Origin of the sequence: Lysobacter sp. 1R34A, assembly GCF_051217035.1 — a bacterium.
Classification (GTDB): domain Bacteria; phylum Pseudomonadota; class Gammaproteobacteria; order Xanthomonadales; family Xanthomonadaceae; genus Lysobacter.
Genome location: NZ_JBPKJP010000026.1, coordinates 1 through 23,312 on the forward strand (window position 1 = coordinate 1; position 23,312 = coordinate 23,312).

The window sequence follows — 23,312 nt, forward strand, 5'->3', positions numbered from 1 at the left end:
GTGCAGCTCGTCGTTACCGTCGGACGACACAATCGTGTCATTGCCACCGCCAGCCCGGATCAACGCGTTCGAACGGCTGACGCCGATCAGCGATTGAGCCGCATCCGTACCAGCCTGGACGACCTTATAGGTCAAATCATGGGCCGACCAACTGGTTCCATCAACGAATTTTATCTTCTCCAGCCAAAGATTAGCCGATGTGAACCAATCCTTCACCGTAATGCTGTCGACACCATTCTTATGCGTGAGCAACAGATCGCTGCTCACCCGGACCACCGTGATATCCGATGCCACTATGCCATCACCGAACAGCAAGGTGTCTGCATAGTCGCCAGTGAAGGAATAAGAGCCGTTGTCCCTAATTACATCGTGGCCGTCGCCGATTTCGAAAATGTACCTGTCACCCCCCCAGTAACCGTCGATCCGGTCGTTGCCGACACCACCGTGAAACGTATTGGACGCCCAATAATTATCCGAGCGCAGAGTGTCGTCGCCGGCGCCCCCGCGCAAGATATTGGTACCCGATCCGTCGGTCAGAACGTCATTTCCATCTCCGCCGTCCAACACGTCGTTACCAGCACCGCCGATCAAATTGTCGTTGCCAGCGCCGCCGTACAACTTGTCGTTCCCGTTGCCCGCGAGCAACGAATCGTCGCCCGTATAACCGACTAGAACATCGGCGCCGTCGCCACCGGATATCGTGTCCGAACCGGCGCCGCCGATGCCCAAATCATTTCCCGTACCGCCGTCGGCTCCGGCGGCACCGCTTAACACGCTGGCGCCGAACAAACTTGCTGCGCGGGAACTGAACTCCCCTGAGAACTGAGCCTGTTCTGCCATCCAACCGAGTGTGTCGGACCAGTTCCAGCCGACCAGCAAGCCGGTGCCCGCGCGCTGCAGATCATAGAGATCGTCCAGCGCGCCCATGACGTCGCCGCCAGCGGCTTTGTTGCGCAGCTTCTGGTCCATCGCAGCGTAGTCGTAAACGAAGCCGCGTACCAAATCGACGGCAAGATCGATTTCGGACAGATAGTCCTTCAAGCGCGTGAACATCACCAGACTGTAGTAGACCGAGTCGCGCAGCTCTTTATAGGCATCCATCAGCATCTGGGTCGGCGCTTCGTTCAGCTCGACGTTGATGACGAAATAGTCCACAACCGAGCCCGGCGCCGTCGGCAGGACATTCCAAAAGCGACCATTGGCTACTACGCCGGAACCCTGCCCGACGAAATAATGCTGGCCATTGAAGCGTTCGAGAATGGAAACAATATCGGTCAGAAGATAGCTTCCGCCTGGTCCACGGCCATAGACATTGAGCTGGACTGCGCCGACACCTCCGTCCCCCCACATCGCCTCCGTCGATGACTTCATGTCGGACGTATCCGCCCAACGGCTCAGAAATGCGTCCATTCGCCCCATCATCGCATCGCGGCTCATGCCGATGCCCATGGCATTGACCTCCGCCGCGAGCTGAGCATCCAAAGTCGCCGCTTCGTCCAAGTCCCTAACTAAACCTGCGCCCACCAGCGTTGGCAACAGCTTGGCCGCCGCGCTCGGCTCGATTCGATCGGTGAATTCCCGATAGAAGCCATTGCTACCTAACAATAGGTCACCGGTAGTACCGACACTGCCATCGATGCGGGTAAAGCTGCCGGTCGAATCGATCACATTTCCGTTTCGGAGATCCACATTGACCGTCGAAGTGGGGTTGAGGTTTATCGACGCGATACTCAACTGCTCCAGGCTGAACAATTCGTTGGCTGAGGACTTTCCGTCCTGATTCATGTCCCGCCATACACGGACATCTGCGAACTGGGTATCGTTGACGTCGAATACGCCGTCGGCGTTGGTATCGAGCCGGCTGAGTGCACGCAGACCCGCACTGCGCACAAGCTCGGGAGAATCGCTCGGCAGCGTATTTGGATCACCGACCACTGAAGCTCCCGGGGTCTGCTCTCCGAACAACTCCGAGCCATCGTCTATGATTCCGTTTCCGTTTCTATCTAAAACCAGAAATCCGTCGTCGGAATCGAGCCAGCCGCTCCCGTTGCGAATGCCGTCGCCTTCATGATCGAAGAGCACTTCGCCGGAACCGGAGCCGATGGTTTCGATGCCATCGCCGTCCAAATCGAGTACGAACGGGTCTTTGCCTGCCCGGAAGTTCCGCGCGCGATCAAAGTTTCGATTAATATTCGGATCCATGCCACGCGTCATGTCCTCGATCGCCCGGTCCACATCGCGAGGGCGATGCAGCAATCCGGTATATGTGTTACCGAGCATGCCGTCCGATAAAGGGCCATTGAGCTCTCGATCGAAGAGCTTGTTCATCGTGAAATTGTCATCGATCGGGATTTCCCAATTAATGAGCTTCCCGTCGAGCTCGAGCGTGAGCTTGGCTGATGGCACATGCGGCGCAAATGGATCGGTTGGATGGGGGACCATTTTCCCCGTCGGTTCGATACTGAACTTCGCTTCGGTACCGAGCGGACCGGTGAGGGTGAAGTTCAGCGTAGGCCCGACAACGCGGTAGCCGCCATTTCCGTCGGGCTGCATGATGTCGCCAGACACCGATAACGCCCCTGGGCCGAACGAAATACCCGCCTCGCCAGTTGACGTTCCAGGACCGAACTCGTAACTGGCTACTGGATTGACGCCGCCTTGCGGCGGCGAGTAGCTCCAAGTAATACTGTTGTCCCCGATATTGGGGGAAATCGAAATGTAATCGAGGAACGAGGGCCCATTGCTCATGATTTCTACTTCTCCTTAAAAAACGCTTCCATACTTCTGGCGCCTAACAATCTATCGCGGACGACGGCGCTTCCCCTGCGATGTGATACTTCTCCGTTCTCTGGCGGTCTTGCCTACCTGCCGTCGCAACGGAATTGGCGGCTAATCGATGACGCGCTGCTGCCCTCGATCTCCAGGCTCACGCCGACGCCAACGTCGATGTACTATTAACAACATGCGCAACGCCCGGCCGTACCTTTGTACTTGCGCCATTGACAGGGCACTGTTCCCGCTGCCAGCTCCCGCAATTCAGACGTAGAGATATTCTGCCCAGTCCGAGAATGATCGAATAAGGTCGGGACAGGCGGCACTTTCGAAGCTCAACCCTCTCGGGATCGCAACAGGGCGCCTGCGCGCAGCAGGCTCGTTCTGATAATGGGGATGTCAGCCAAGCGGGTGACCGAGGGTCCGATTTTGTAAAGTCCGGACACAGGCCGGACAAGCACCTCTCAAGCGCCATGGCCGATACGGGACAGGCTGCTGCCGGGTGCAGCGTAAAGTTCGATCCAGGATGGTCCGAAACTCCGCCCGTGAGGCGAGTAAGTGAATTGACGATAGTGAGGTCGCCCGAACCGACCGTGGCCAGGATGAACCGGACCAACCGCGAGCGAGGCCGAAAAACCGACATTCCGTGTTTTCTCGGCGTGCGCGAATGCCTTAGCCTCGACTCCGAGCTCGCGGACGACAGGCTCGAATAACGGCTTTTCGAGCGCCGAACTAAGGTCCGAGCTGAACATACGCTACGGGACGTCCTTAGAACCGCACAAGATGCATCAGGTCGATCCAGCCCAAATCCGGCTTCTATCCCGCGGGAGGAGGTCAGCCCCCCTATTGCTGACACATTCCCTTGCGACATCTGACTTCTCGACTTAGAGCGCCCGGCCCGCCGGGTCGACACTTCAAATTAGGATCCAGCCGAAAACCTGTGGATAAGTCACGCATTCCGGCCGAGGAGCATCACATTCGCATATGTCCGTGTCAAACGATAAGACGCCCAGACGGGTCCAAAGCTATGCCATTCGTCAGGGGCCTGAACTTGCGTCCATCGAGTACGCTTCGGGGTTCCTATTGACGAGGTTCCGCACGATGAAGCATCCCCTCGCGCTGGCGCTGGCCGTGGCCCTGTTCGCCACCGGTACCAGCCTTGCCCACAATGCCCAGGCCCAGACCAAAGCAGACCAAGCCGTGACCGCCAACGCTCGATCGAACGCGAACCCGTTCTTCCAGGAGAGCCCGCTGCCGCTGCAGTTCCCTCAGTTCGACAAGATCAAGGACGCCGATTTCGCGCCGGCCTTCGATCGCGGCATGGCCGACCAGCTCAAGGAGATCGACGCGATCGCCAACAACACCGACGCGCCGAGCTTCGACAACACCATCCTGGCGCTGGAGCGCTCGGGCCGCATCCTGGCCCGCTCCTCGTCGACCTTCTTCAACCTGATGAGCACCGACACCAACCCGGTGCGGCAGAAGCTCATGCAGGAATACGCGCCGAAGATGTCGGCGCACCGCGATGCGATCAATCTCAATCCCAAGTTGTTCGCGCGCATCAAGACCCTGTACGGCCAGCGCGACGCGCTCGGCCTGGACGCCGAGGGCGTGCGCCTGGTCGAGCGTTACTACACCGACTTCGTCCGCGGCGGCGCCAACCTCAGCGACGCGCAGAAGACCCGGCTGAAGGCGATCAACGCCGAACTGGCCGAGCTGGGCGCCAAGTTCAGCGAGAACGTGCTCGAAGAGGTGAAGGACTCGGCCATCGTCGTCGACACCAAGGCCGAACTCGACGGCCTGTCCGACGAGCGCATCGCCGCCGCGGCCGAAGCGGCCAAGGCGCGCAAGCTCGAAGGCAAGTACCTGCTGACCCTGCTCAACACCACCGGCCAGCCGCCGGAAACCGACCTGACCAACCGCGCCCTGCGCGAGAAGCTGCACAAGGCCTCGGTCGCGCGCAACAGCCGCGGCAACGCCTTCGACAACACCGAGCTGGTGTCCAAGGTCGTCACCCTGCGCACCGAGCGCGCCAAGATGCAGGGCTACCCGAACTACGCCGCCTACGTGCTCGAGGACGAGACCGCCAAGAACCCCGAGGCGGTCAACAAGATGCTCGGCCAGCTCGCGCCGGCCGCGATCGCCAACGCCCAGCGCGAGGCGGCCGACCTGCAGGCGATGATCGACAAGGAACAGGCCGCCAAGGGCGAGAAGAGCTTCAAGCTCGAGCCCTGGGACTGGGCGTTCTACGCCGAGAAGGTGCGCAAGGAAAAGTTCGCCTTCGACGAAGCCCAGCTCAAGCCCTACTTCGAGATGAAGAACGTGCTCGAGAACGGCGTGTTCTATGCCGCCGGCCAGCTCTACGGCTTGAAGTTCAAGCAGCGCACCGACCTGCCGCTGTACCGCCCGGACACCACCGTCTACGACGTGTTCGACGCCGACGGCAAGCAGCTGGCGATCTTCATCGCCGACATGTACGCGCGCGATTCCAAGCGCGGCGGCGCCTGGATGAACTCCTACGTCGACCAGTCGGAACTGTTCGGCACCCTGCCGGTGGTGGCCAACCACCTCAACATCCCGGCGCCGCCGGCCGGCAAGCCGACGCTGATGACCTGGGATGAGGTCACCACCATGTTCCACGAGTTCGGCCACGCCCTGCACGGCATGTTCTCGAAGGTGAAATACCCCTATTTCTCCGGCACCAACGTGCCGCGCGACTTCGTCGAGTTCCCCTCGCAGGTCAACGAGATGTGGGCCGACTGGCCGTCGGTGCTGGCCAACTACGCCAAGCACTACCAGACCGGCGAGCCGATGCCGAAGGAACTGCTCGACAAGGTCCTGGCCGCCTCCAAGTTCAACCAGGGCTTCACCACCACCGAATACCTCGGCGCGGCGATGCTCGACCAGAACCTGCACCAGATCGGCGACGCCGCGCAGGTGCCGAAGGCCAACGACGTGATGCCCTTCGAGACCGCCTCGCTGAAGAAGGACGGCATCTACTACGCGCCGGTCCCGCCGCGTTACCGCACCCCGTACTTCAGCCACATCATGGGCGGCTACGCGGCCGGCTACTACGCCTACATCTGGTCGGAAGTGCTGGACGCGAACACGGTCGAGTGGATCAAGCAGCACGGCGGCCTGACCCGCGAGAACGGCGACCGCTTCCGCGCCACCCTGCTCTCGCGCGGCGGCAGCAAGGATGCCCTGCAACTGTTCCGCGATTTCGCCGGCCATGAGCCGAAGATCGAGCCCCTGCTGGAGCGCCGCGGCCTGACCGCCCCGGCCGCCGGCGAGCCCAAGAATAAATAATTCAGGTTAGTCCCAGGCTTTTTGCCAACCAAGGCCGCCCACCTGTCCGGTGGGCGGCCTTTTTGTCGTTGGAAGGCACATGGCAACCGTTATCTCGATCTAAAGAATTCCAAAGAAATTACGCACTTCCGGCGAAGCTCGACTTATGTCACATTCGGTCCAAGTGGAGCCCAACTAACCTGATTTTGGATATCGACCGGGCCGTCGCGCGCAAGCGCAACGGCAGGAAGTCCGATCAACAGGGGGACATCAGGATGGCCGCCATCTCCGTGGTCCAAGCTGCAAGCTCGTCCGGCACCGGCTCCAACCGCAACGACCGCCGCATCGCGCTGGTCGAACGCGACCCGCTGTTGAGACAACAGATCCTGCACTCGCTGCAGATGCGCCAGTTCGCGGTGGTCGAATGCGCGAACGCCACCGCGCTGTACCGCAACCTGCTCAGTTCGCCCTGCGACATCGCGGTGATCGCCAGCGACCTGCCCGACGACAATCCGCGCACCCTCGCCCTGCACCTGCGCCAGCATTCCGACATCGGCATCGTCATGCTCGACGCCGATGCCGACGGCAGCCACCGCGCCGACTCGTATCGCGAGATCGCCGACGCCTGCTTCGCCAAGCCGGTCGACCTCGACGGACTCGCCGCGGTCGTCACCGCGATGCACAGCCTGCAGCACCACATGCGCGCGATGCCCGCGCGCAGCGGCGCCGGCCTGAGCGAATGGGAACTCGCGCTCGACGGCTGGACCCTGCGCACGCCCGACGGTTCCTCGATCGACCTCAGCGCACCCGAGCGCAGCGTGCTGTTGCGCCTGGTCAATACCGGCGCCGGCGGTCATCCGGTCTCGCACGACAGCCTGATCGGTTCGTTGACCAGCGACGTCTACGATTTCGATCCGCACCGGCTCGAAATGCTGATCTACCGTCTGCGCAAGAAGGTCGCGCTGATGAGTCCCTTGCCGTTGCCTTTGCGCGCCGTGCGCGGCATGGGTTATCTATGCACCATCGTGCGTGCGAACCATTGAATAGTCGCCAGCGACTTTCATAACGGCCGCAGGGGGCGGCCGAACCCGGGGCCGTACACGTCATTTACCTGCGTGAGCGCACGTGAGTGAACGTGATGCTGCATGAGTGTATTGCGTAGATGGGCTGCCTAGCCTGCATCAGCCGATGGCCGTCGCGCCAGCGACGCGGCGGCCGTGTGATACCGGGGACAGAGAACGAATCGCGGCCGCGATGGCCGGCTTGCGTGTGCTCCGTCTCGCGCTGTCGATCGGCTCACCGTATCGATCGTAGACGGAGACTGTTGCCATGAATCAGCGCGACACGCAGAACGGACCTCTTCCGGCCGCCGCATCGGCCGCCAGGCACAACATTCGCAGCCGCAGCGTCGGACCGACGCGCACTTCGCTGTTCCGATCGACCGCCTGTTGGTGCCTGGCGCTGAGCCTGGCGGCCACGCCGCTGCTCGCCGGCGCCGCCGAAGGCGGTTCGGCGCCGGCCATCGAGATGAGCGCACAGACCGGCGAGCAGACCCCGTCTTCGTCGGCCGAACAGCCCACCGCCAGCGATGAATTGCTCGACGAGGAAGCGCCGCTGCTGCCGCTGGTGTTCGACGGCATTCCGAACAGTTCCACCTGGGATTCGATGGCCTTCGACGACGGCGGCATGGCCTCGCCGATGAGCGTGATCCAACCGCCCGACCCGCTCAACAACAGCCTGCCCGGCATCAGCGCGTACCTGAGCAATTGGTTGCTCGGCAACGACTACCAGGCCTGCGGCCTGCTCGGCAGCGGCTGCCTGACCATCGACCGGGCCAACTTCAACTATTCGTATCTGTCGCTGATCCTCAACCTGGTACAGGCGCCGAACGTGCTCGACCTGGACGGCAATCAGCCGGCCAACCACCTGACCCTGATCGGCGCGGTGCATTCCGACAGCTACATCCAGTTCCAGGACAGCAACTACACCGGCAACAACAACAACGCCTCGTGCGTGATCATCGGCCTGGCCTGCACCTGGCGCACCAACCCGGCGCAGAACAACCAGGTCATCATCGGCGACGGCAGCTACGCCAACGGGTCCAACACCATCGTCATGGGCACCAACGCCCGCCATCAGCTGCCGACGGTCACCGCAGCCTCGCAAGGCTTCACCGGCGGCCCCGACACCAACTACGCCGCGCGCCTGGGCAACTCGGTGTTGATCGGCGACAACACCTTCGGCAACGCCAACCGCCAGACCATTCTCGGCTTCGGCGCCACCTCGACCCACGCCGACAGCATCGCGCTCGGCGCCGGTTCCAGCACCGCGATCGGCGCCCAGACCGGCTATACCGCCTTCGGCCTGGTCGCCCCGCAGAACTCGGCCGGCGAACTGTCGATCGGCTCGGCCGGCGCGGCCCGCAAGCTGACCAATCTGGCCCCCGGCAGCCTCGGCACCGACGCGGTCAACGTGGCCCAGCTGCAGGGCGCACTCGCCAACGCCGCGGCCGACCCGTTCGCGGTCAAGTACGACGACCTCGGCGGCACGCCGGACTTCGGCAACGTCACCCTGCAGGGCGCGGGCGGCACCGTCGTGTCCAACCTCGGCGCCGGCGTCGTCGCCGCCGGCAGCACCCAGGCGGTCAACGGCAGCCAGATCTTCGCGATCAGCCAGTCCAATGCGCAGCGCCTCGGCGCCGGCGCTTCGGTCGCGGCCGACGGCACCGTCACCGCGCCGAACTTCATCATCGACGGCAACGGCTACAACAACGCCGGCGACGCCTTCGCCGCGGTCAACGCCGGCATGGCCAACGCCGACGCCTTCGCCGTGCAGTACGACGACGACGGCAGCGGCAACCCGGATTACACCCGCGCCACCCTGAGCGGCCCGGCCGGGACCGGTACCCTGATCGGCAACCTCGCCGCCGGCCAGATCGCCGCCGGCAGCCTGGAGGCCGTCAACGGCGGCCAGATCTTCGGTATCGGCAGTTCGGTGGCGAACCTGCTCGGCGGCGGCACGGTGTTCAACGCCGGCGGCACCTTCACCGCGCCGAACTACGTCATCGGCGGCAACAGCTACAACAACGTCGGCGCCGCACTGACCGCGCTCGACGGCGGCCTGACCGGCAGCAATGCCTTCGCCGTGCGCTACGACGACGACGGCAGCGGCAACCCGGACTACGGCAACATCACCCTGCAAGGCCCGGCCGGCACCGGCACGGTGATCGACAACCTCGCCGGCGGCCAGATCGCGGCCGGCAGCCTGCAGGCGATCAACGGCGGGCAGTTGTTCAGTCTCGGCACCTCGACCGCGGCGCTGTTCGGCGGCGGCGCCACCTTCAACGCCGGCGGCGGCTTCACCGCGCCGAACTACGTGATCGGCGGCAACACCTACAACGATGTCGGCGCGGCCTTGAGCGCGCTCGATGGCGGCCTCGCCGGCAACGACGCGTTCGCCCTCAAGTACGACGACGACGGCAGCGGCAACCCCGACTACACCCGCGCCACCCTGCAAGGCCCGGCCGGCACCGGCACGGTCCTGGACAACGTCGCCGGCGGCCAGATCGCCGCCGGCAGCCTGGAAGCGATCAACGGCGGCCAGGTGCAGAGCTTCGGCGACGGCATCGCCTCGATCTTCGGCGCCGGCGCCAGCTTCAGCGGCGGGGTTTTCGGCGCGCCGAGCTTCACCGTGCAGGGCGGCAGCTACCAGGACGTCGGCGCCGCCTTCGCCGCGGTCGACGCCAGTCTGACGACCATCAACAACCGCATCGACAATCTGCCGCCGGGCGGAACCTCCGAACCGCGCATCGCCATCGACGGGACCGGGAACGCCACGGTCGCCACCGGCACCCGCGCGATCGCCGCGGGCGCCAGCGCCAGCGCCATGGGGCAGCATGCCGTCGCGGTCGGCGGCGACGCCTACGCCGCCGGCGACAACGACACCGCGATCGGCGGCAATGCCCGGGTCAACGCCGACGGCAGCACCGCGGTCGGCGCCAACAGCACCATCGCGGCGGGGGCGACCAATGCGGTCGCTGTCGGCGAAAGCGCCAGCGTCACCGCGTCGGGCGCGGTCGCGCTCGGCCAGGGCGCGGTGGCCGACCGCGCCAATACGGTGTCGGTGGGTACCGCCGGCGCGCAGCGCCAGATCGTCAACGTCGCCGCCGGCAGCCAGGACAACGATGCGGTCAACGTCGCCCAGCTGCGCTCCTCGCAGGCCGGCACGGTGCGCTACGACACCAACGTCGACGGCAGCGTCAACACCACCCAGGTGACTCTCAACAACGGCGGCAGCTCGGTGCAGATCCGCAACGTCCGCGCCGGCACCTCCAACACCGACGCGGTCAACGTCCAGCAGCTCAACGACGGGGTCAACCGCGCCATCACCACCTCCAACCAGTACACCGACAACTGGGGCAACAACCTGCGCCAGGAAATCGGCCAGCTCGACGACAAGGCCAGCGCCGGCGTCGCTTCGGCGATGGCGGTCGCGGGCCTGCCGCAGTCGTACATGCCCGGCAAGAGCATGGCGGCGATCGCGGCGAGTTCGTTCCGCGGCGAAACCGGCTTCGCGATCGGCGTCTCGACGATCAGCGAGGACGGCCGCTGGGTCTATAAATTCTCCGGCAACAGCAACTCCAAGGGCGATGTCGGCGTGACCGTCGGCGCCGGCCTGATGTGGTGAGCCCGGAACCCTGACCTCCCCCCGGCGACCGCGCGCGCCCTGCCGTGGTTCGCCAGGCCGCCCGAAGCGATTCGGGCGGCTTTCTTATCGCGCGCTCGCTGCCGCGGCGCGAGCCGGGCTTGGATCGCCGCCGCGGCGCCGCCATCTAGGATTCAGCCCCGCTGAGCCCGCGACCCGCCAATGAACCCGAACGCCGCCGACACCCGCGATGCGCACACCGCCGCCCAGGCCCTGTACGAGTGGCTGCGCCCGCACCGGCGGGTGTTCGTGCTGACCGGCGCCGGCCTGAGCACCGGCTCGGGCATCCCGCATTACCGCGACGAAAACGGCGCCTGGCAACGCAAGCCGCCGATCGATTTTCGTGCCTTCGTCGGCGATGCCCGCGCTCGTGCCCGATACTGGGCGCGCAGCTTCGTGGGATGGCCCTCGTTCGCCGGTGCGCGGCCCAACGGCGGCCATCAGGCCTTGGCGCGGTGGCAGGAGCGCGACGGCCCGCATGCGCTGGTGACCCAGAACGTAGACGGTCTGCACGCGCGCGCCGGCAGCCGCGACGTCGTCGATCTGCACGGCTGCCTGGACGAGATCGTCTGCCTCGACTGCGGCGCGCGGCGCGCGCGCGAATCGGTGCAGGCCGAGTTGGCCGAGCGCAATCCGGACTGGGCCAAGCTCGGCGCGGCGGCCCTGCCCGACGGCGACGCCGATCTGGAGGGCGTGGAATTCGAGCGTTTCGCCACGCCGGTTTGCGAACACTGCGGCGGCATGGTCAAGCCCGACGTGGTGTTCTTCGGCGAGAACGTACCGCGTGCGCGCGTCGCCGCGGCCCAGCAGGCGCTGGCCGAAGCCGACGCGATGCTGGTGATCGGCTCGTCGCTGATGGTCTACTCGGGCTTCCGCTTCGCCCGCGCCGCGCGCGAGGCCGGCCTGCCGCTGGCCCTGCTCAACCGCGGCGTGACCCGCGCCGACGACATCGCCACGCTCAAGCTCGAAGCCGATTGCGCGGCCACGTTGGAGGCGGCGTTGGGGTGAGTTCGGGTTAGGGTTCGGGACTCGGGACTCGGGACTCGGGACTCGGGACTCGGGACTCGGAAAACGATACCCACGACTGTAGGAGCGGCGTGAGCCGCGACCGACCGAAGAAGTTAACGCCAGCGCCGCAACCGAAGCCCGGACACTCGGTTTTATTTTCATACGTCACAGCCTTCAGCTGCGAACGAAGACGCGGCATTCACCGCTTCGCCCGTCGCGGCTCGCGCCGCTCCTACCCAGAAGCGGTGCGCTGACCTGGCCGTGCGCTGTCGGCCCGCAAGCGGCGCTTCCGCTCAGGGCGTCGGCCGCCGGTCGATCCGGCTGTGCTGGAGAAACAGCTTGCGCGCGGCTACGCCGATGTCGGGCTGGTCGATGAAGAAACCCTGCACGCCGAGGCTGTAGAGCAGCAGGGCTTCGCCGAGCGCGCTCTGGGCCACGCCGCTGGCGGTCTCGCTCAGGAAGGGCTCCTCCGCGCGCACCGTGTAGGGGTGCACCTGCAGGCCGAGTTGCAGGGCGCGGCCGAGCACGGGATGGACGAAGCCGGTGTTGCGCGTCGCCAACAGGGGATGGCCGTCGCCGTCGGCATCGCGCTTCGCCGGCAGGGGCACGCGCGGCAGCAGGCTGCTCTTGGACGGGCCCAGGCCGGCGGCGTAGTTGGCACGCATCCAGCCCAGCGCGGCGCTCTCGGTCAACGCCCCGTAGCCGGTGCCGGCGCCGATGCCGCCCGGGATCGCCGCGCCCAGGCCGGCGTAGAGCGCGCCGAGGTCGCTGCCGCGGGCGAGGTGATAGACGAAATCGTAGGGACGGTCGCGCTCGAAATCGCCGTATAACTGCACCAGCGGCAGGTCGATGCCGGCCTTCGGCAAAATCGTGCGCTTGAGCTCGATCAGGTTGGCGACCTCGAAACTCTGGATATACACCCGCGCCGGATCGGTGAAGCCCTCGGCGACCAGGGTCTGCACCAGCTTCTCGCCGAGCGAAACGTGGATCGGAGTGCCGTCGATGCGCTTGCCTTCGAGCGCGAACCAGGTCGGGTGCTTGGTCTCGGGATAGATGCCGATGACCCGGCCGTCGCGGCTGTGCTCCTTGGCGAGGGCGATCACTTCGCGCAGGGTCGCGATCTCGAACCGGCCGTCGAAGCGCTGGTTGCCGGGACGGATCTGCGGGATGCGCTCGCGTGCGCGCAGGGTCTTGAGTTCGGCCAGGGTGAAGTCTTCGGTGAACCAGCCGGTCAGGGTCTCGCCGTCGATGACCTTGCTGACCCGGCGGTCGGCGAATTCGGGGTGATCCGCGACGTCGGTGGTGCCGGAGATCTCGTTCTCGTGGCGCACCACCAGTTCGCCGTCGCGGGTCGCGACCAGATCCGGCTCGATGAAGTCGGCGCCCTGCTGGATCGCCAGCCGATAGGCCTCGAGCGTGTGCTCGGGGCGATAGCCGCTGGCGCCGCGGTGGGCGATCACGATCAGGCGCGGGACGGCAGCGGTATGCACGGCGGGCGTAGGCTCCGGGGCAACGGGGGGGACGGCTGCGGCGTGGGCCGCCGCGCCGGCCAGGACGCCGCAGACGATCCAGGCCAGTCTAAGAGATGTCGTGCGCTTCACCGATCGATTCTCCGCGAGTTCGTTGCATTCGTGCATCTGCACGGCCGAGGCCACCGGGCCGGCGCGTCCGCCGCACCCGACCCGCCATCATCCGGCCCGGGCATTGCCGCGATTTGACCGAGCCGGCCCAGAACGGTCCCGTATTGAAGCGCGGCCCGCCGCAGCCGCTATGATGCGGCGATCATTCGGGGAGAGCGTTCGATGAGCCTGGTGGCCAAGGTATTCCGGCACAAGTCGGTGGAACAACTGCAGGCCGAGGCCAGCAAACGTACGGATTTCCGCCGCGTGCTCGGGCTGTGGCAGCTCACTGCGATCGGCATCGGCGGCATCATCGGCGTCGGCGTGTTCGTCCTCGCCGGCCACGAAGCGGCGACCAACGCCGGCCCAGCCGTCGCCCTGGCCTTCCTGCTCGCCGGCATCGCCAGCGCCGCCGCGGCGCTGTGCTACGCCGAGTTCGCCGGCATGATCCCGGTCACCGGCAGCGCCTACACCTACAGCTACGCCACCCTCGGCGAACTGCCGGCCTGGCTGATCGGCTGGGACCTGTTGCTCGAATACGCACTGATCGTGGCGGTGGTCGCGATCGGCTGGTCCGGCTATGTCCAGGCCCTGCTCGGCAGCGCCGGCTTTCATCTGCCGGTGTGGGCGCAGGGCGCCATCGGCACCGGCGAGGGCCGGGTGTTCAACCTGATCGCCGCCCTGGCCACGCTCGGCGTGTCGGCGCTGCTGGTGTTCCGCACGGAATGGGGCGCGCGCTTCAACACCCTGATCGTCGCGATCAAGGTCATCGCGGTGGTGCTGGTGATCGGCGTCGGCGCGTTCTACATCGACCCGGCCAACTGGGTGCCGTTCATCCCCGAACGCGTCGTCGACGCCAACGGCGTCGGTCACTTCGGCCTGCAGGGCGTGGCGACCGCCGCGGCGGTGGTGTTCTTCGCGGTGTTCGGCTACGACACCCTGACCACCGCGGCCGAGGAGTCCAAGAACCCGCAGCGCGACCTGCCGCGCGCGGTGCTGCTGTCGCTGGGCGTGTCGATGGTGCTGTACCTGGCGGTGTCGCTGGTGCTGACCGGCATCGCCCCCTACACCACCCTCGGCGGCGACGCCCCGGTCTCGGAAGCCTTCACCCGCCTCGGCCTGCCGTGGATCGCCGCGGCCATCTCGGTCTCGGCGGTGATCGGCATCGCCAGCGTGCTGTTCGCCTTCATGCTCGGCGCCGCGCGGATCTGGTTCTCGCTGTCGCGCGACGGTCTGCTGCCGGGCTGGTTCGCCAAGATCCATCCCAAGTACGGCACCCCGCACCGCCCGACCATCGTGCTCGGCGTGTTCACCGCCCTGGTCGCCGGCTTCCTGCCGATCGGCGAGGTCGCCAAGCTGGTCAACATCGGCGTGCTCTCGGCCTTCATCGTCATCTGCGCCTCGGTGTGGGTGCTGCGCGTGCGCAAGCCCGACCTGCACCGCGCCTTCCGCACCCCGCTGGTGCCGCTGATCCCGATCATCGGCATCGGCTTCTCGATCTGGCTGCTGTCCGAGCTGGCATTGGTGACCTGGCTGATCTTCCTGATCTGGGTCAGCCTGGGCCTGCTGGTGTATTTCGGCTACGGCATGCGGCATAGCAAGTTGGCGGCCGAGAGCTAGGAGCTAGAGCTAGGAACTAGGAACTAGGAACTAGGGATTAGGAACGAGGAAAGAGTGGAAGCCGCACCATTCCCACGACTCGTTCCTAGTTCCTCATTCCTAGTTACTCGTTCCTGCCCACCAGTTCCTGCTTCACCTCGGAGCCACATACCCCCCCGGCACGCCTTCCGGCGAGAGCACCAGCTGCCATAGCTGGGCGTGGCGGCTGCGGAAGGTCGCCATCGAGGCGGCCAGGTAGAACCGCCACATGCGCCGGAAGCGCTCGTCGTAGCGCTCCGGGTCCAGCCGCGGCCAGGCGCGCTCGACGTTGTCGCGCCAGGCCTGCAGGGTCAGGTCGTAGTCGGCGCCGAAGTTGTGCCAGTCCTCGATCACGAAGCGCTCCTCGACGTGCTCGGCGATCTGCCGGGCCGAGGGCAGCATCGAGTTCGGGAAGATATAGCGGGCGATCCAGGGGTCGGTATGGTTGACCGAACGGTTGCCGCCGATGGTGTGCAGCAGGAACAGGCCGTCGCGGTCGAGACAGCGCCGGGCGACCTCGAAATAGACGTCGTAGTTCTTGACCCCGACGTGCTCGAACATGCCCAGCGAGAACACCCGGTCGAAGCGCTCGTCGAGTTCGCGGTAGTCCTGCAGGCGGAACTCCAGCGGCAGCCCGGCGCAGAGTTCGCCGGACAGGTCGGCCTGTTCGCGCGACACAGTCACCCCGACCCCGTGGATGCCGTAGCGTTCGGCGGCGAACTTCAGCGCCTCGCCCCAGCCGCTGCCGATGTCGAGCACGCGCATGCCCGGCCGCAGGCCGAGCTTGCGGCAGACCAGGTCGAGCTTGGCCTCCTGGGCCGCATCCAGGTCGTGCAGCGGCTGCCCGCGCTCGTCGCGCCAATAGCCGCAACTGTAGACCAGGCGCTTGCCGAGCATGGCGCGGTAGAGATCGTTGCCAAGATCGTAGTGGCGCTCGCCGACGGTGAAGCTGCGGCGGTGGCTCTGCAGGTTGATCAGGTGCGCGCGCAGGCCGTCTAGGATCGCCGCCCAACCGTGGACCTGCTCGTCGACGTGAGCGCGCAACAGGCGCACCAGCATCTCGTCGAGCGAATCGGTATGCCACATGCCGTCCATGTAGGATTCGCCCAGGCCGAGCGAGCCCTGCGCGATCACCCGCGAGTAGAACTCGTCGTCTTCGACCTGGATGTCCCAGGGGCGCTCGCCGCCGATGCGCACGTCGGCCAGGCCCAGCAACCCTTCGACTCGTCTACGCAACGACGCAACGGACATGACGGCCTCGGCTCGTTCAACGCAACTTACTGCAGCGGGTCGCGGCGACGGGCGGCCGCGCTGCCGCCGAACCGACACGGCACCAACGCAACGCCCCGGCCGCATCGCCGGCACCATAACAAACGCCGCGCCGGGCACTGTGCCCGGCTTGGCCGTTTCGCGCGGCGTTCAGCGGGCCCGGGTCCGCCGAACGCGAGTCGGGTTGAGCCAGGCGGCGCACTAGCCCGGCCCGACCCCCGCCCCGCCCGCCCGCAACGGCGCTTCAGCCGCCGCCGCTGAACATCGGCCGGTACTGCGGCGCGATGTGCGGCAACAAGGCCGAGGCCGGCACTTCGACGGTCTGGGTGCCATCCGAATACGGCCCGACCTCGTAGGGCGCGAACACGAACTTGAGCCCGCTGAGCTTGCCGTCGGCGGCCTTGACCGGCTCGAACATGGCGAAGTTGGCCGGGTCGGCCGACGTGCCGTCGTCGATCATCCGGCCGCCGGTCTCGATCTGCTCGGCGCGAACCGCCGGGGCCAGGTCGTCGGCATCGATGCGCTGCGACAGGGCCGAGTGCAGTTGTTCGCGGACGTAGCGCGAGATCGCGTCCCAGCCCTGCTTCTGCGGCACCAGTTCGGCGGCGGTCAGCAGCTTGTTCTGCTTGGGCAGCCAGACGAAGCGCGCGATCAGCGGCGCGGCATGAGCGCCGCCGGTGTAGCTGCTGCCGTCGGCAGACACCGCCACCAGGTCGGGGGTGTCGAGAATGTCGTTGAAGGTCAGCGACAGTTCGTACGGCGACGGGTTCTCTTTCGCGGTGCGTCCGCTGGCCGACTCGATCAGCTCGGCGCGCGCGCGGTCGGCATAGGCCTTGAGTTCTTTGGCCAGGCCGGGGTATTTCGCCGCCTGAGTGTCGTAGGTGATGCCGACCACGTAGTTAGGCGTAGTCTCGACGACTTCCTTGAGCTCGACCGGCGCATCCGCGACGACCACCGGCGCCGGCAAGGCCGCACCGGGATCGGCCGGCGCGACGCCGGGCGGCGGCGAGGCTTCTTTCTTGCAGGCCGCCAGGGCCAGGGCCAGCAGGGAGACGGCGATGACACGCTTCATACAGCAATCCTTTTGGCGGACGTCCATGGTTGTTCGCACGAACATTATCGCGCAATGCGTGACGCCCACATCTAGATCGCCATCGGTCCGCCGCCCAGCGCGGCGCCGTTCACCACTCGTTGCGGTGAGGCAGCAGGCCCTGCAGTTCCTGGTCGGTCAGGTTGCGCCACTGGCCGGGCTTGAGGTGGCCCAGCTTGACGTTGCCGATGCGGGCGCGCAGCAGTTGCTTGACCCGGAAACCGAAGTGCGCCGCCATCAGGCGGATCTGCCGGTTCAAGCCCTGCACCAGCACGATGCGGAAACCGAAACGGCCGAGCTTGCCGGTCTTGCACGGCAAGGTGGTCTGCCCGTGGATCGGCACGCCGCGGGCCATGCCGCGCAGGAATTCCGGGGTGACCTCGTGGTTCACCGCGACCAGGTATTCCTTCTCGAGCTTGTTCTCGGCGCGCAGGATCTCGTTGACGATGTCGCCGTTGCTGGTCAGCAGGATCAGCCCTTCGGAGTCCTTGTCGAGGCGGCCGATCGGGAAGATGCGGCGCTCGTGGCCGACGAAGTCGACGATGTTTTCCTTGACCGTCGACTCGGTGGTGCAGACGATGCCGACCGGCTTGTTCAGAGCGATGTAGACGTGATGGCGCTTGCCCTTGACCACCGCGCGCGCGCGCAGGACCTCGCCGTCGATGCGGACCTCGTCGCCCTCGCCGACCTCGGCGCCGACCCCGCCGCGCATGCCGTTGACGGTGACCCGGCCTTCGGCGATCAGGCGGTCGGCCTCGCGGCGCGAGCAGAAGCCGGTGTCGCTGATGTGTTTGTTCAGGCGCATAAAGACAGGATGCCGGAAACCGGCAGCAGACAGGCGAAGGGCGCGTAGGCTGGCACAGCCGCGCCGGCTTGGCGACCCCTGGCCGCGTTCGGATTCAGGCCTGCGGCCCCGGCCGGCCTGCGGAGCGCGGGGACGCAGGCGCCGTCTGGCCTGCCGCGCCGAAGGCTTCGGCGAGGCGACGGCCGGCGGGCTCAACCCAGCTGTTCGGTGTATTCCGGGTGGCGCTGGACCCAGGCCGCCGCATAGGAACAGGCCGGGCGGACCTTGTAGCCGGCTTCGCGGGCGTGTTCGAACGCCGCCCGGACCAGGTCGCCGGCGATGCCGCGGCCGCCGATCGCCTCCGGGACCAGGGTATGGGTGATGACCAGTTGGTTGCCGTTGAGCTGGTAGTCGAGCAAGGCCTCCACCCCGTCGACTTCGGTGAGGAAACGCTGCTGTTCGGGAACGTGGCGGACGGAGACGGCCATGGCTTTACCTGGGTTGCGAGTGAGCGCGACCGGAACGGCCGCGTTGTGAGACATCGGGAAGTATCGACTGCGAATCGGGCGCCGCGACGGCGGCCCTCATCGAACACCGGAAGACCGGGCACCGAGTCGGCCGCATCGGGCCGGCCCCGGAGCCTGTCCCCGGAGCCGGCCCGATGCCCGGGCTCAGCGGTTGTCGCGCTTGCCCTGGTTGTGCCGGTCCTGGGTGCCGATCGAACCCTGGATGGCGTCCATCCGGCTTTCCGCGGCGTGCAGCTCCTCGGCCTTCTGCGCCGCGCTGCTCGACTGCGGGCCGGGCTGCGGCACTTGGCCGTGCTTGGGTTCGAGCTGCTGCCAGGGCTGCGGCTCGCGTGCCTGCTCCTGCTTGGCTTCCAGCAGTTGACGGGTATTGGCCAGGGCCTGCTCCGGGGTGATGTGCGGGCGGTCGCCGCGCTCCTCGCCGCTGCCGGCCGCTTCGGCCGCTTCCATTGCTGCGTCGTCCTCGCGCTGCTCGGCATCGGCGCCGGCCGGCTCGGCTTCGGCGGCGGCTCCGGGCGCGGCGAGCGTCCCGGCCGTACCCGGCGATTGCGAGGCCCGGGAACGGTGGGTTTCGCCCTGCAGCGCCGGCGCCGCCGATTCGGAGGCAGCTGCCGAGGCCACGAGCGAACCCGCCGCCGATCGGTCGGCCTGCGGCTTGGCCGGCTGGGTCTTCTTGGCCTTGCGCGGCTTGGCTCCGGCTTCGGCCTGGGCCGGCACGCCGGTCACCGCCGTCGTCGCGACCATGGGCGTGTCGACGACCTCGTCGGTCGGCGTCACCGCCGCGATGCGGCTGTCGATCAGCGGCGCCAACGGCGGCACGGTGCGCGGCTTGGCCGCACGCGGCGCAGGTGCCTTGGCCGCGGCGGCGCCGCCATCGTTGCGCGTGGTGTCGTCGTCGCGCCGCGCTGCCGGCTGGTTCGTCGCGGGTTTATTGGTCGCCGATTTGTCTGCTGCGGAACGGCCGGCCGCAGGCTGGGCCGACCGGGGCGCGGCGCTCGCGGCCGGTTTCGCTGTGGCGGCTGGCTTTAAGGCCGTGCCCGGTGCGGACGGGCCGGCGACGCTCCTGCCGATTGCCGCCTGCTTCGCGGGCGCTGCTTTGGTGGACGCCGCTTTCGCGGGATTTTTCGCCATGTTTCCGGAGGCGGCCGACTTGCTCGCCACCTGCCTGGCCGGCGCCGTGCCGGCGCTGGTTCGGCCGACGACGGCGTTCTTGGTGCTCGTGTTCTTGGCGCTGACCTTCTTGCTCGCGACCTTCTTGCTCGCTGCCTTGGTGGCGCTGGCCTGCTTCGCAGCCGCCTGCTTGGCCGGCTGCCGGGTCACGGTCTTCTTGGCCGTCGCCTTCTTGGCGGTCGCTTTCTTGGCCGTCGCTTTCGTGGTCGCGGTCTTCTTGGTCGCGGCCTTCTTGGTGGCGACCTTCTTTGTCGCGGCCTTCTTCGTCGCGGCTTTCCTGGTCGCGGACTTCTTTGCGGCGACCTTCTTGGTCACCGCTTTGCTGACGCCCGCCTTCTTGGCGGCGGGCTTGCTCGCTGCGCGCTTGGTGACGGCGGTTTTCTTGGCCGCCTTGGTGGCGGTCTTGGCCGCGACCTGCTTGCCTGCGCGCTTCGCGCTTTTGCGCGCGGCGCTCTTGCCTGCCGCTTTACTGCCTGACTTGCTGACGGACTTGCCGGCTTTCTTGATCGCCATGCCCTGCTCCTGTCGGTTTTTCCGGTTGAGCGGTCGCCCCCCAAGGACCGTGCCTGTTTGTTAACACGCGCGACCTTCATGGCGGGTGAGCAAAGGTGAGAGTCGACCCATGGCGTCAGCCGACTGATCCTGACCGCCCGATGTGGACGCGATGTGTCACTTTGGACCGCCGAAACCCCTGGAAATCGATGGCACGGAATGTGCTTCAGTGTGAAGTACGTCACATCGTAAAACCAAGGGGTCTCAGATGCGTTACTTCAAGCCGCAGGACGACGACCAGCAGGCCGACGCCGTCATCACCCGCCTCTACGAACTCGCCCGCACCGGCGAGCCCGATGCCGCCGAGCTGCGCCGGCTCGATGCCCAGATCTACGCAGGCCTGATCGCTTCGTACGGCGACGACGCCTACGACCAGGCCACCACGCCCGCACTGCTGCTGTCGTGATCATCGCGCAAACGGCAACGGCGGCCTGAGCCGCCGTTCGCAAAGCCGCAACCAGGGGACGCGGCGATATCGACCTGGCAGCGGAACCCGCTGCCGCTCCACTCAGCCGCCGAAGAAACTCGGCAGGCTCGGGCTCGCGAGCCGCTGCAGGAACACCCAGAACACCTGCGGCTCCATCAGCAGCATGAACAGCACGCCGTAGATCGCGCCCGACAAGTGCGCGTTATGGTTGATGTTGCCCCGGCCGCGCTTGTCCATCCAATACGAATAGCCGACGTAGGCGATCGCATAGACGATCGCCGGCACCGGGATCACGAACACGATGATCCAGCTCCAGGGGTTGACCAGCACGAAGGCGAACAGCACCGCCGACACCGCGCCGGACGCGCCGAGGCTGACGTAGCCGCCGTCCTTGCGATGGCGCAGGTAGCTCGGCAGGATCGCGACCACGATCGCCGACAAGTAGAAGAACGCGTAACCGAGCGGCCCGACCACTTCGCCGAACAAGCGTTCGACCGCGCCGCCGAAGAAATACAGGGTGATCATGTTGAACAGCAGGTGCATCCAGTCGGCATGCACGAAGCCGTGGGTCAACAGCCGGTCGTACTGGCGGAAACGCTCCACCCCCGGCGGCCACAGCACCAGGCGCTCGTACAGGCTGCGCTTCTCGAAGGCTTGCCACGTCACCAGCGCGGTCACGGCGATCAGGATGAGGGTGATCAGCATCGGCTCGGGTTCTCGTCGGCGGGTCCGGCCGGGCCGGATCCGCTCAGGTCGGACCGCCCGGCGGAGCCGGGCGGATTCGGAAAGGTCTTGGCGCTGGCCGCCGGCCCGCTTACGCGGCTTGGCGGTAGTGGTCCTGCATCGGGTAGCTGCGCGCGTACAAGGCGAACGCGGCCGCCGCGACGAAGGCGAAGCCGGCGAAGAAGAACATCAGGAAGGCGTTCTCGCTGAGCCCGGTCGCGGCGATATGGGTGGTGACCGCTTCGTTGCGCACCGCGGCGTTGGTCAGCATCACCCACAGGTTGCCGAAGGTGCTGGTCAGGTACCACAGCGCCATGATCACGCCCTTCATCGCGTGCGGGGCCTGGCTGTAGGCGAACTCCAGCGCGGTCGCCGAGACCAGCACCTCGCCGAGGGTCAGCAGCACGTAGGGAAGGACCTGCCATGCCAGCGACATGGGGTGGCCGGCGTCCATATACAACTGCAGCACCGCCGCGACGATCCACGACAGGCCGGAGATGGCGATGCCGAAGCCCATCCGCCGCAACGGGGTCGGGTGCAGGCCGATACGGCGCAGCGCCGGGTACAGCAGCAGGTTGTTGAACGGGATCAGCAGCATCACCAGCAGCGGATTGATCGCCTGCATCTGCGAGGCCGCGGCGCGCGCGCCGCCCTCGCCGGAGATCAGCCAGCTCGGCCACCACCACAGGTCGGTCGGCACGAACATCTTCTGGCCCTGCAGCACCCAGGTCGAGGCCTTCTGGTCGAACAGCGACCAGAACGGGGTCACGAAGGCGAACACGATCAGGATGCGCAGCACCGCGCGCACGCCGTCGACCGCGGCGTCGGGATGCTTGCCGCGGGCGCGGTCGAGCTGGAGGGAAACGCCGTAGCCGCCGAAGCCGATCAGCAGGCCCAGCGCCAGGCAGGCGCTCTTGACGAAGCCCATCGCCGGCACCGCGGTCAGCGACAGCGCGCCGACCGCCAGGACCACGCCGAGGCCGGCGACGATCGCGCCGGGGTTGCCCTGTCCGGCCACGCGGGCGCTCAGCGCGGTGCGGGCGACGTTGAAGAACGAATCCGGATCGGGCGCGTCGCGGGTCGGCGGCACCCGCACGTAGCGGTTGCGGCCGAGCCAGAAGATGAAGGTGGCCAGGAACATCAGCGCGCCCGGGATGCCGAAGGCGATGCTCGGACCGTACTCGCGCAGGAAGATCGGCATCAGCAAGGACGCGAACAAGGAGCCGAAGTTGATCGTCCAGTAGAAGGCGTCGAAGACCAGCTTGGCCTTGTGTTTGTTGCTCTGGTCGAACTGGTCGCCGCAGAACGACACCACCAGCGGTTTTATCCCGCCGGCGCCGAAGGCGATCAGGAACAGGCCGGTATAGAAGCCGGCCTGGCTGTGCTCGAACATCGCCAGGCAGGCGTGGCCGGCGCAGTAGATCAGCGAGAACCAGATGACCGTGTTGTATTTGCCGAAATAGCGGTCGGCCAGCCAGCCGCCCAGCAGGGGGAAGAAGTAGGTGCCGATCATGAAGCTGTGGAACACCTCCTTGGCGAGGTGTTCGCGCTCGGCCAGGTCGGAGGTCGAGGCCAGCAGCAGGGTCCCGACCAGGAACGAGGTCAGGATGTTGCGCATGCCGTAGAAACTGAAGCGCTCGGCCGCCTCGTTGCCGATGATGAAACCGATCTGGCGGGGCATCCTGCCCTGCGAATCGGCGGTGGCGGGGGCGGTGGCGGCTTGGCTCATCTACGGTCCTCGGCG

Annotated in this window: 15 protein-coding genes; 6 read left to right on the top strand and 9 right to left on the bottom strand. The window is 66.5% G+C overall.

All coding sequences use genetic code 11. From position 1 onward, the window contains the following. Nucleotides 1-2,748 (bottom strand): calcium-binding protein (locus tag ACSAMQ_RS08780; RefSeq protein ID WP_435395276.1); only part of this gene is annotated, 2,748 nt, incomplete at its 3' end. Nucleotides 2,749-3,873: 1,125 nt separating this feature from the next. Between ACSAMQ_RS08780 and ACSAMQ_RS08785 the strand changes: the two genes are divergently transcribed. The 4 genes from ACSAMQ_RS08785 to ACSAMQ_RS08800 all read left to right on the top strand — a co-directional run bounded on the left by ACSAMQ_RS08785 (nucleotide 3,874) and on the right by ACSAMQ_RS08800 (nucleotide 11,772). Then, nucleotides 3,874-6,081: a M3 family metallopeptidase gene (locus ACSAMQ_RS08785; RefSeq protein WP_435395277.1), complete on the top strand. Its 2,208-nt coding sequence runs from the start codon at nucleotides 3,874-3,876 to the stop codon at nucleotides 6,079-6,081. Nucleotides 6,082-6,335: 254 nt separating this feature from the next. Beyond that, complete coding sequence (locus ACSAMQ_RS08790) at nucleotides 6,336-7,103, top strand: response regulator transcription factor (RefSeq protein ID WP_435395278.1); 768 nt, start codon at nucleotides 6,336-6,338, stop codon at nucleotides 7,101-7,103. A gap of 286 nt (nucleotides 7,104-7,389) precedes the next feature. Continuing rightward, complete coding sequence (locus tag ACSAMQ_RS08795) at nucleotides 7,390-10,746, top strand: YadA-like family protein (protein ID WP_435395279.1); 3,357 nt, start codon at nucleotides 7,390-7,392, stop codon at nucleotides 10,744-10,746. A gap of 180 nt (nucleotides 10,747-10,926) precedes the next feature. Next, nucleotides 10,927-11,772, top strand: a complete 846-nt coding sequence (locus ACSAMQ_RS08800) for an NAD-dependent protein deacetylase (protein ID WP_435395280.1) — start codon at nucleotides 10,927-10,929, stop codon at nucleotides 11,770-11,772. Nucleotides 11,773-12,065: 293 nt separating this feature from the next. On the opposite strand, the gene ACSAMQ_RS08805 is transcribed toward ACSAMQ_RS08800, so the two are convergent. After that, a complete protein-coding gene (locus ACSAMQ_RS08805; protein WP_435395281.1) occupies nucleotides 12,066-13,262 on the bottom strand; it encodes a glycerophosphodiester phosphodiesterase family protein in 1,197 nt (398 codons plus the stop codon). Between the two features lie 312 nt (nucleotides 13,263-13,574). On the opposite strand from ACSAMQ_RS08805, the gene ACSAMQ_RS08810 reads away from it, so the two are divergent. Then, nucleotides 13,575-15,011, top strand: a complete 1,437-nt coding sequence (locus tag ACSAMQ_RS08810) for an amino acid permease (protein ID WP_435395282.1) — start codon at nucleotides 13,575-13,577, stop codon at nucleotides 15,009-15,011. 132 nt (nucleotides 15,012-15,143) lie between these two features. Here the strand turns inward: ACSAMQ_RS08810 and cfa are convergent, their stop codons facing one another. The 5 genes from cfa to ACSAMQ_RS08835 form a co-directional block, all read right to left on the bottom strand. Continuing rightward, complete coding sequence (gene cfa / locus ACSAMQ_RS08815; protein ID WP_435395283.1) at nucleotides 15,144-16,280, bottom strand: cyclopropane fatty acyl phospholipid synthase; 1,137 nt, start codon at nucleotides 16,278-16,280, stop codon at nucleotides 15,144-15,146. A 262-nt stretch (nucleotides 16,281-16,542) separates the two neighbouring features. Beyond that, nucleotides 16,543-17,370, bottom strand: a complete 828-nt coding sequence (locus ACSAMQ_RS08820) for a DUF3298 domain-containing protein (RefSeq protein WP_435395284.1) — start codon at nucleotides 17,368-17,370, stop codon at nucleotides 16,543-16,545. Between the two features lie 109 nt (nucleotides 17,371-17,479). Then, nucleotides 17,480-18,193, bottom strand: coding sequence for a pseudouridine synthase (locus tag ACSAMQ_RS08825; RefSeq protein WP_435395285.1), 714 nt, complete (start codon nucleotides 18,191-18,193; stop codon nucleotides 17,480-17,482). A 191-nt stretch (nucleotides 18,194-18,384) separates the two neighbouring features. Then, entirely contained in the window at nucleotides 18,385-18,660 is a 276-nt protein-coding gene (locus ACSAMQ_RS08830) for a GNAT family N-acetyltransferase (RefSeq protein WP_435395286.1), read from the bottom strand. 183 nt (nucleotides 18,661-18,843) lie between these two features. Then, complete coding sequence (locus tag ACSAMQ_RS08835; RefSeq protein ID WP_435395287.1) at nucleotides 18,844-20,379, bottom strand: hypothetical protein; 1,536 nt, start codon at nucleotides 20,377-20,379, stop codon at nucleotides 18,844-18,846. A gap of 247 nt (nucleotides 20,380-20,626) precedes the next feature. On the opposite strand from ACSAMQ_RS08835, the gene ACSAMQ_RS08840 reads away from it, so the two are divergent. Then, a complete protein-coding gene (locus tag ACSAMQ_RS08840) occupies nucleotides 20,627-20,824 on the top strand; it encodes a hypothetical protein (protein WP_435395288.1) in 198 nt (65 codons plus the stop codon). Between the two features lie 102 nt (nucleotides 20,825-20,926). On the opposite strand, the gene ACSAMQ_RS08845 is transcribed toward ACSAMQ_RS08840, so the two are convergent. Together ACSAMQ_RS08845 and ACSAMQ_RS08850 are read right to left on the bottom strand one after the other, a co-directional pair. After that, nucleotides 20,927-21,547 (bottom strand): rhomboid family intramembrane serine protease, encoded by a 621-nt coding sequence (locus ACSAMQ_RS08845; RefSeq protein WP_435395302.1) that lies wholly within the window; start codon nucleotides 21,545-21,547, stop codon nucleotides 20,927-20,929. Nucleotides 21,548-21,659: 112 nt separating this feature from the next. Next, complete coding sequence (locus ACSAMQ_RS08850; protein ID WP_435395289.1) at nucleotides 21,660-23,297, bottom strand: POT-type proton-dependent oligopeptide transporter; 1,638 nt, start codon at nucleotides 23,295-23,297, stop codon at nucleotides 21,660-21,662. Nucleotides 23,298-23,312 lie beyond the last annotated feature (15 nt).

What these genes read in the sequence shown, in the direction of transcription:
- cfa (WP_435395283.1), bottom strand. Translation starts at nt 16,280, where the DNA reads ATGTCCGTTGCGTCGTTGCGTAGACGAGTCGAAGGGTTGCTGGGCCTG.
- ACSAMQ_RS08810 (WP_435395282.1), top strand. Translation starts at nt 13,575, where the DNA reads ATGAGCCTGGTGGCCAAGGTATTCCGGCACAAGTCGGTGGAACAACTG.
- ACSAMQ_RS08840 (WP_435395288.1), top strand. Translation starts at nt 20,627, where the DNA reads ATGCGTTACTTCAAGCCGCAGGACGACGACCAGCAGGCCGACGCCGTC.
- ACSAMQ_RS08790 (WP_435395278.1), top strand. Translation starts at nt 6,336, where the DNA reads ATGGCCGCCATCTCCGTGGTCCAAGCTGCAAGCTCGTCCGGCACCGGC.
- ACSAMQ_RS08785 (WP_435395277.1), top strand. Translation starts at nt 3,874, where the DNA reads ATGAAGCATCCCCTCGCGCTGGCGCTGGCCGTGGCCCTGTTCGCCACC.
- ACSAMQ_RS08795 (WP_435395279.1), top strand. Translation starts at nt 7,390, where the DNA reads ATGAATCAGCGCGACACGCAGAACGGACCTCTTCCGGCCGCCGCATCG.
- ACSAMQ_RS08835 (WP_435395287.1), bottom strand. Translation starts at nt 20,379, where the DNA reads ATGGCGATCAAGAAAGCCGGCAAGTCCGTCAGCAAGTCAGGCAGTAAA.
- ACSAMQ_RS08820 (WP_435395284.1), bottom strand. Translation starts at nt 17,370, where the DNA reads ATGAAGCGTGTCATCGCCGTCTCCCTGCTGGCCCTGGCCCTGGCGGCC.
- ACSAMQ_RS08830 (WP_435395286.1), bottom strand. Translation starts at nt 18,660, where the DNA reads ATGGCCGTCTCCGTCCGCCACGTTCCCGAACAGCAGCGTTTCCTCACC.
- ACSAMQ_RS08850 (WP_435395289.1), bottom strand. Translation starts at nt 23,297, where the DNA reads ATGAGCCAAGCCGCCACCGCCCCCGCCACCGCCGATTCGCAGGGCAGG.
- ACSAMQ_RS08800 (WP_435395280.1), top strand. Translation starts at nt 10,927, where the DNA reads ATGAACCCGAACGCCGCCGACACCCGCGATGCGCACACCGCCGCCCAG.
- ACSAMQ_RS08825 (WP_435395285.1), bottom strand. Translation starts at nt 18,193, where the DNA reads ATGCGCCTGAACAAACACATCAGCGACACCGGCTTCTGCTCGCGCCGC.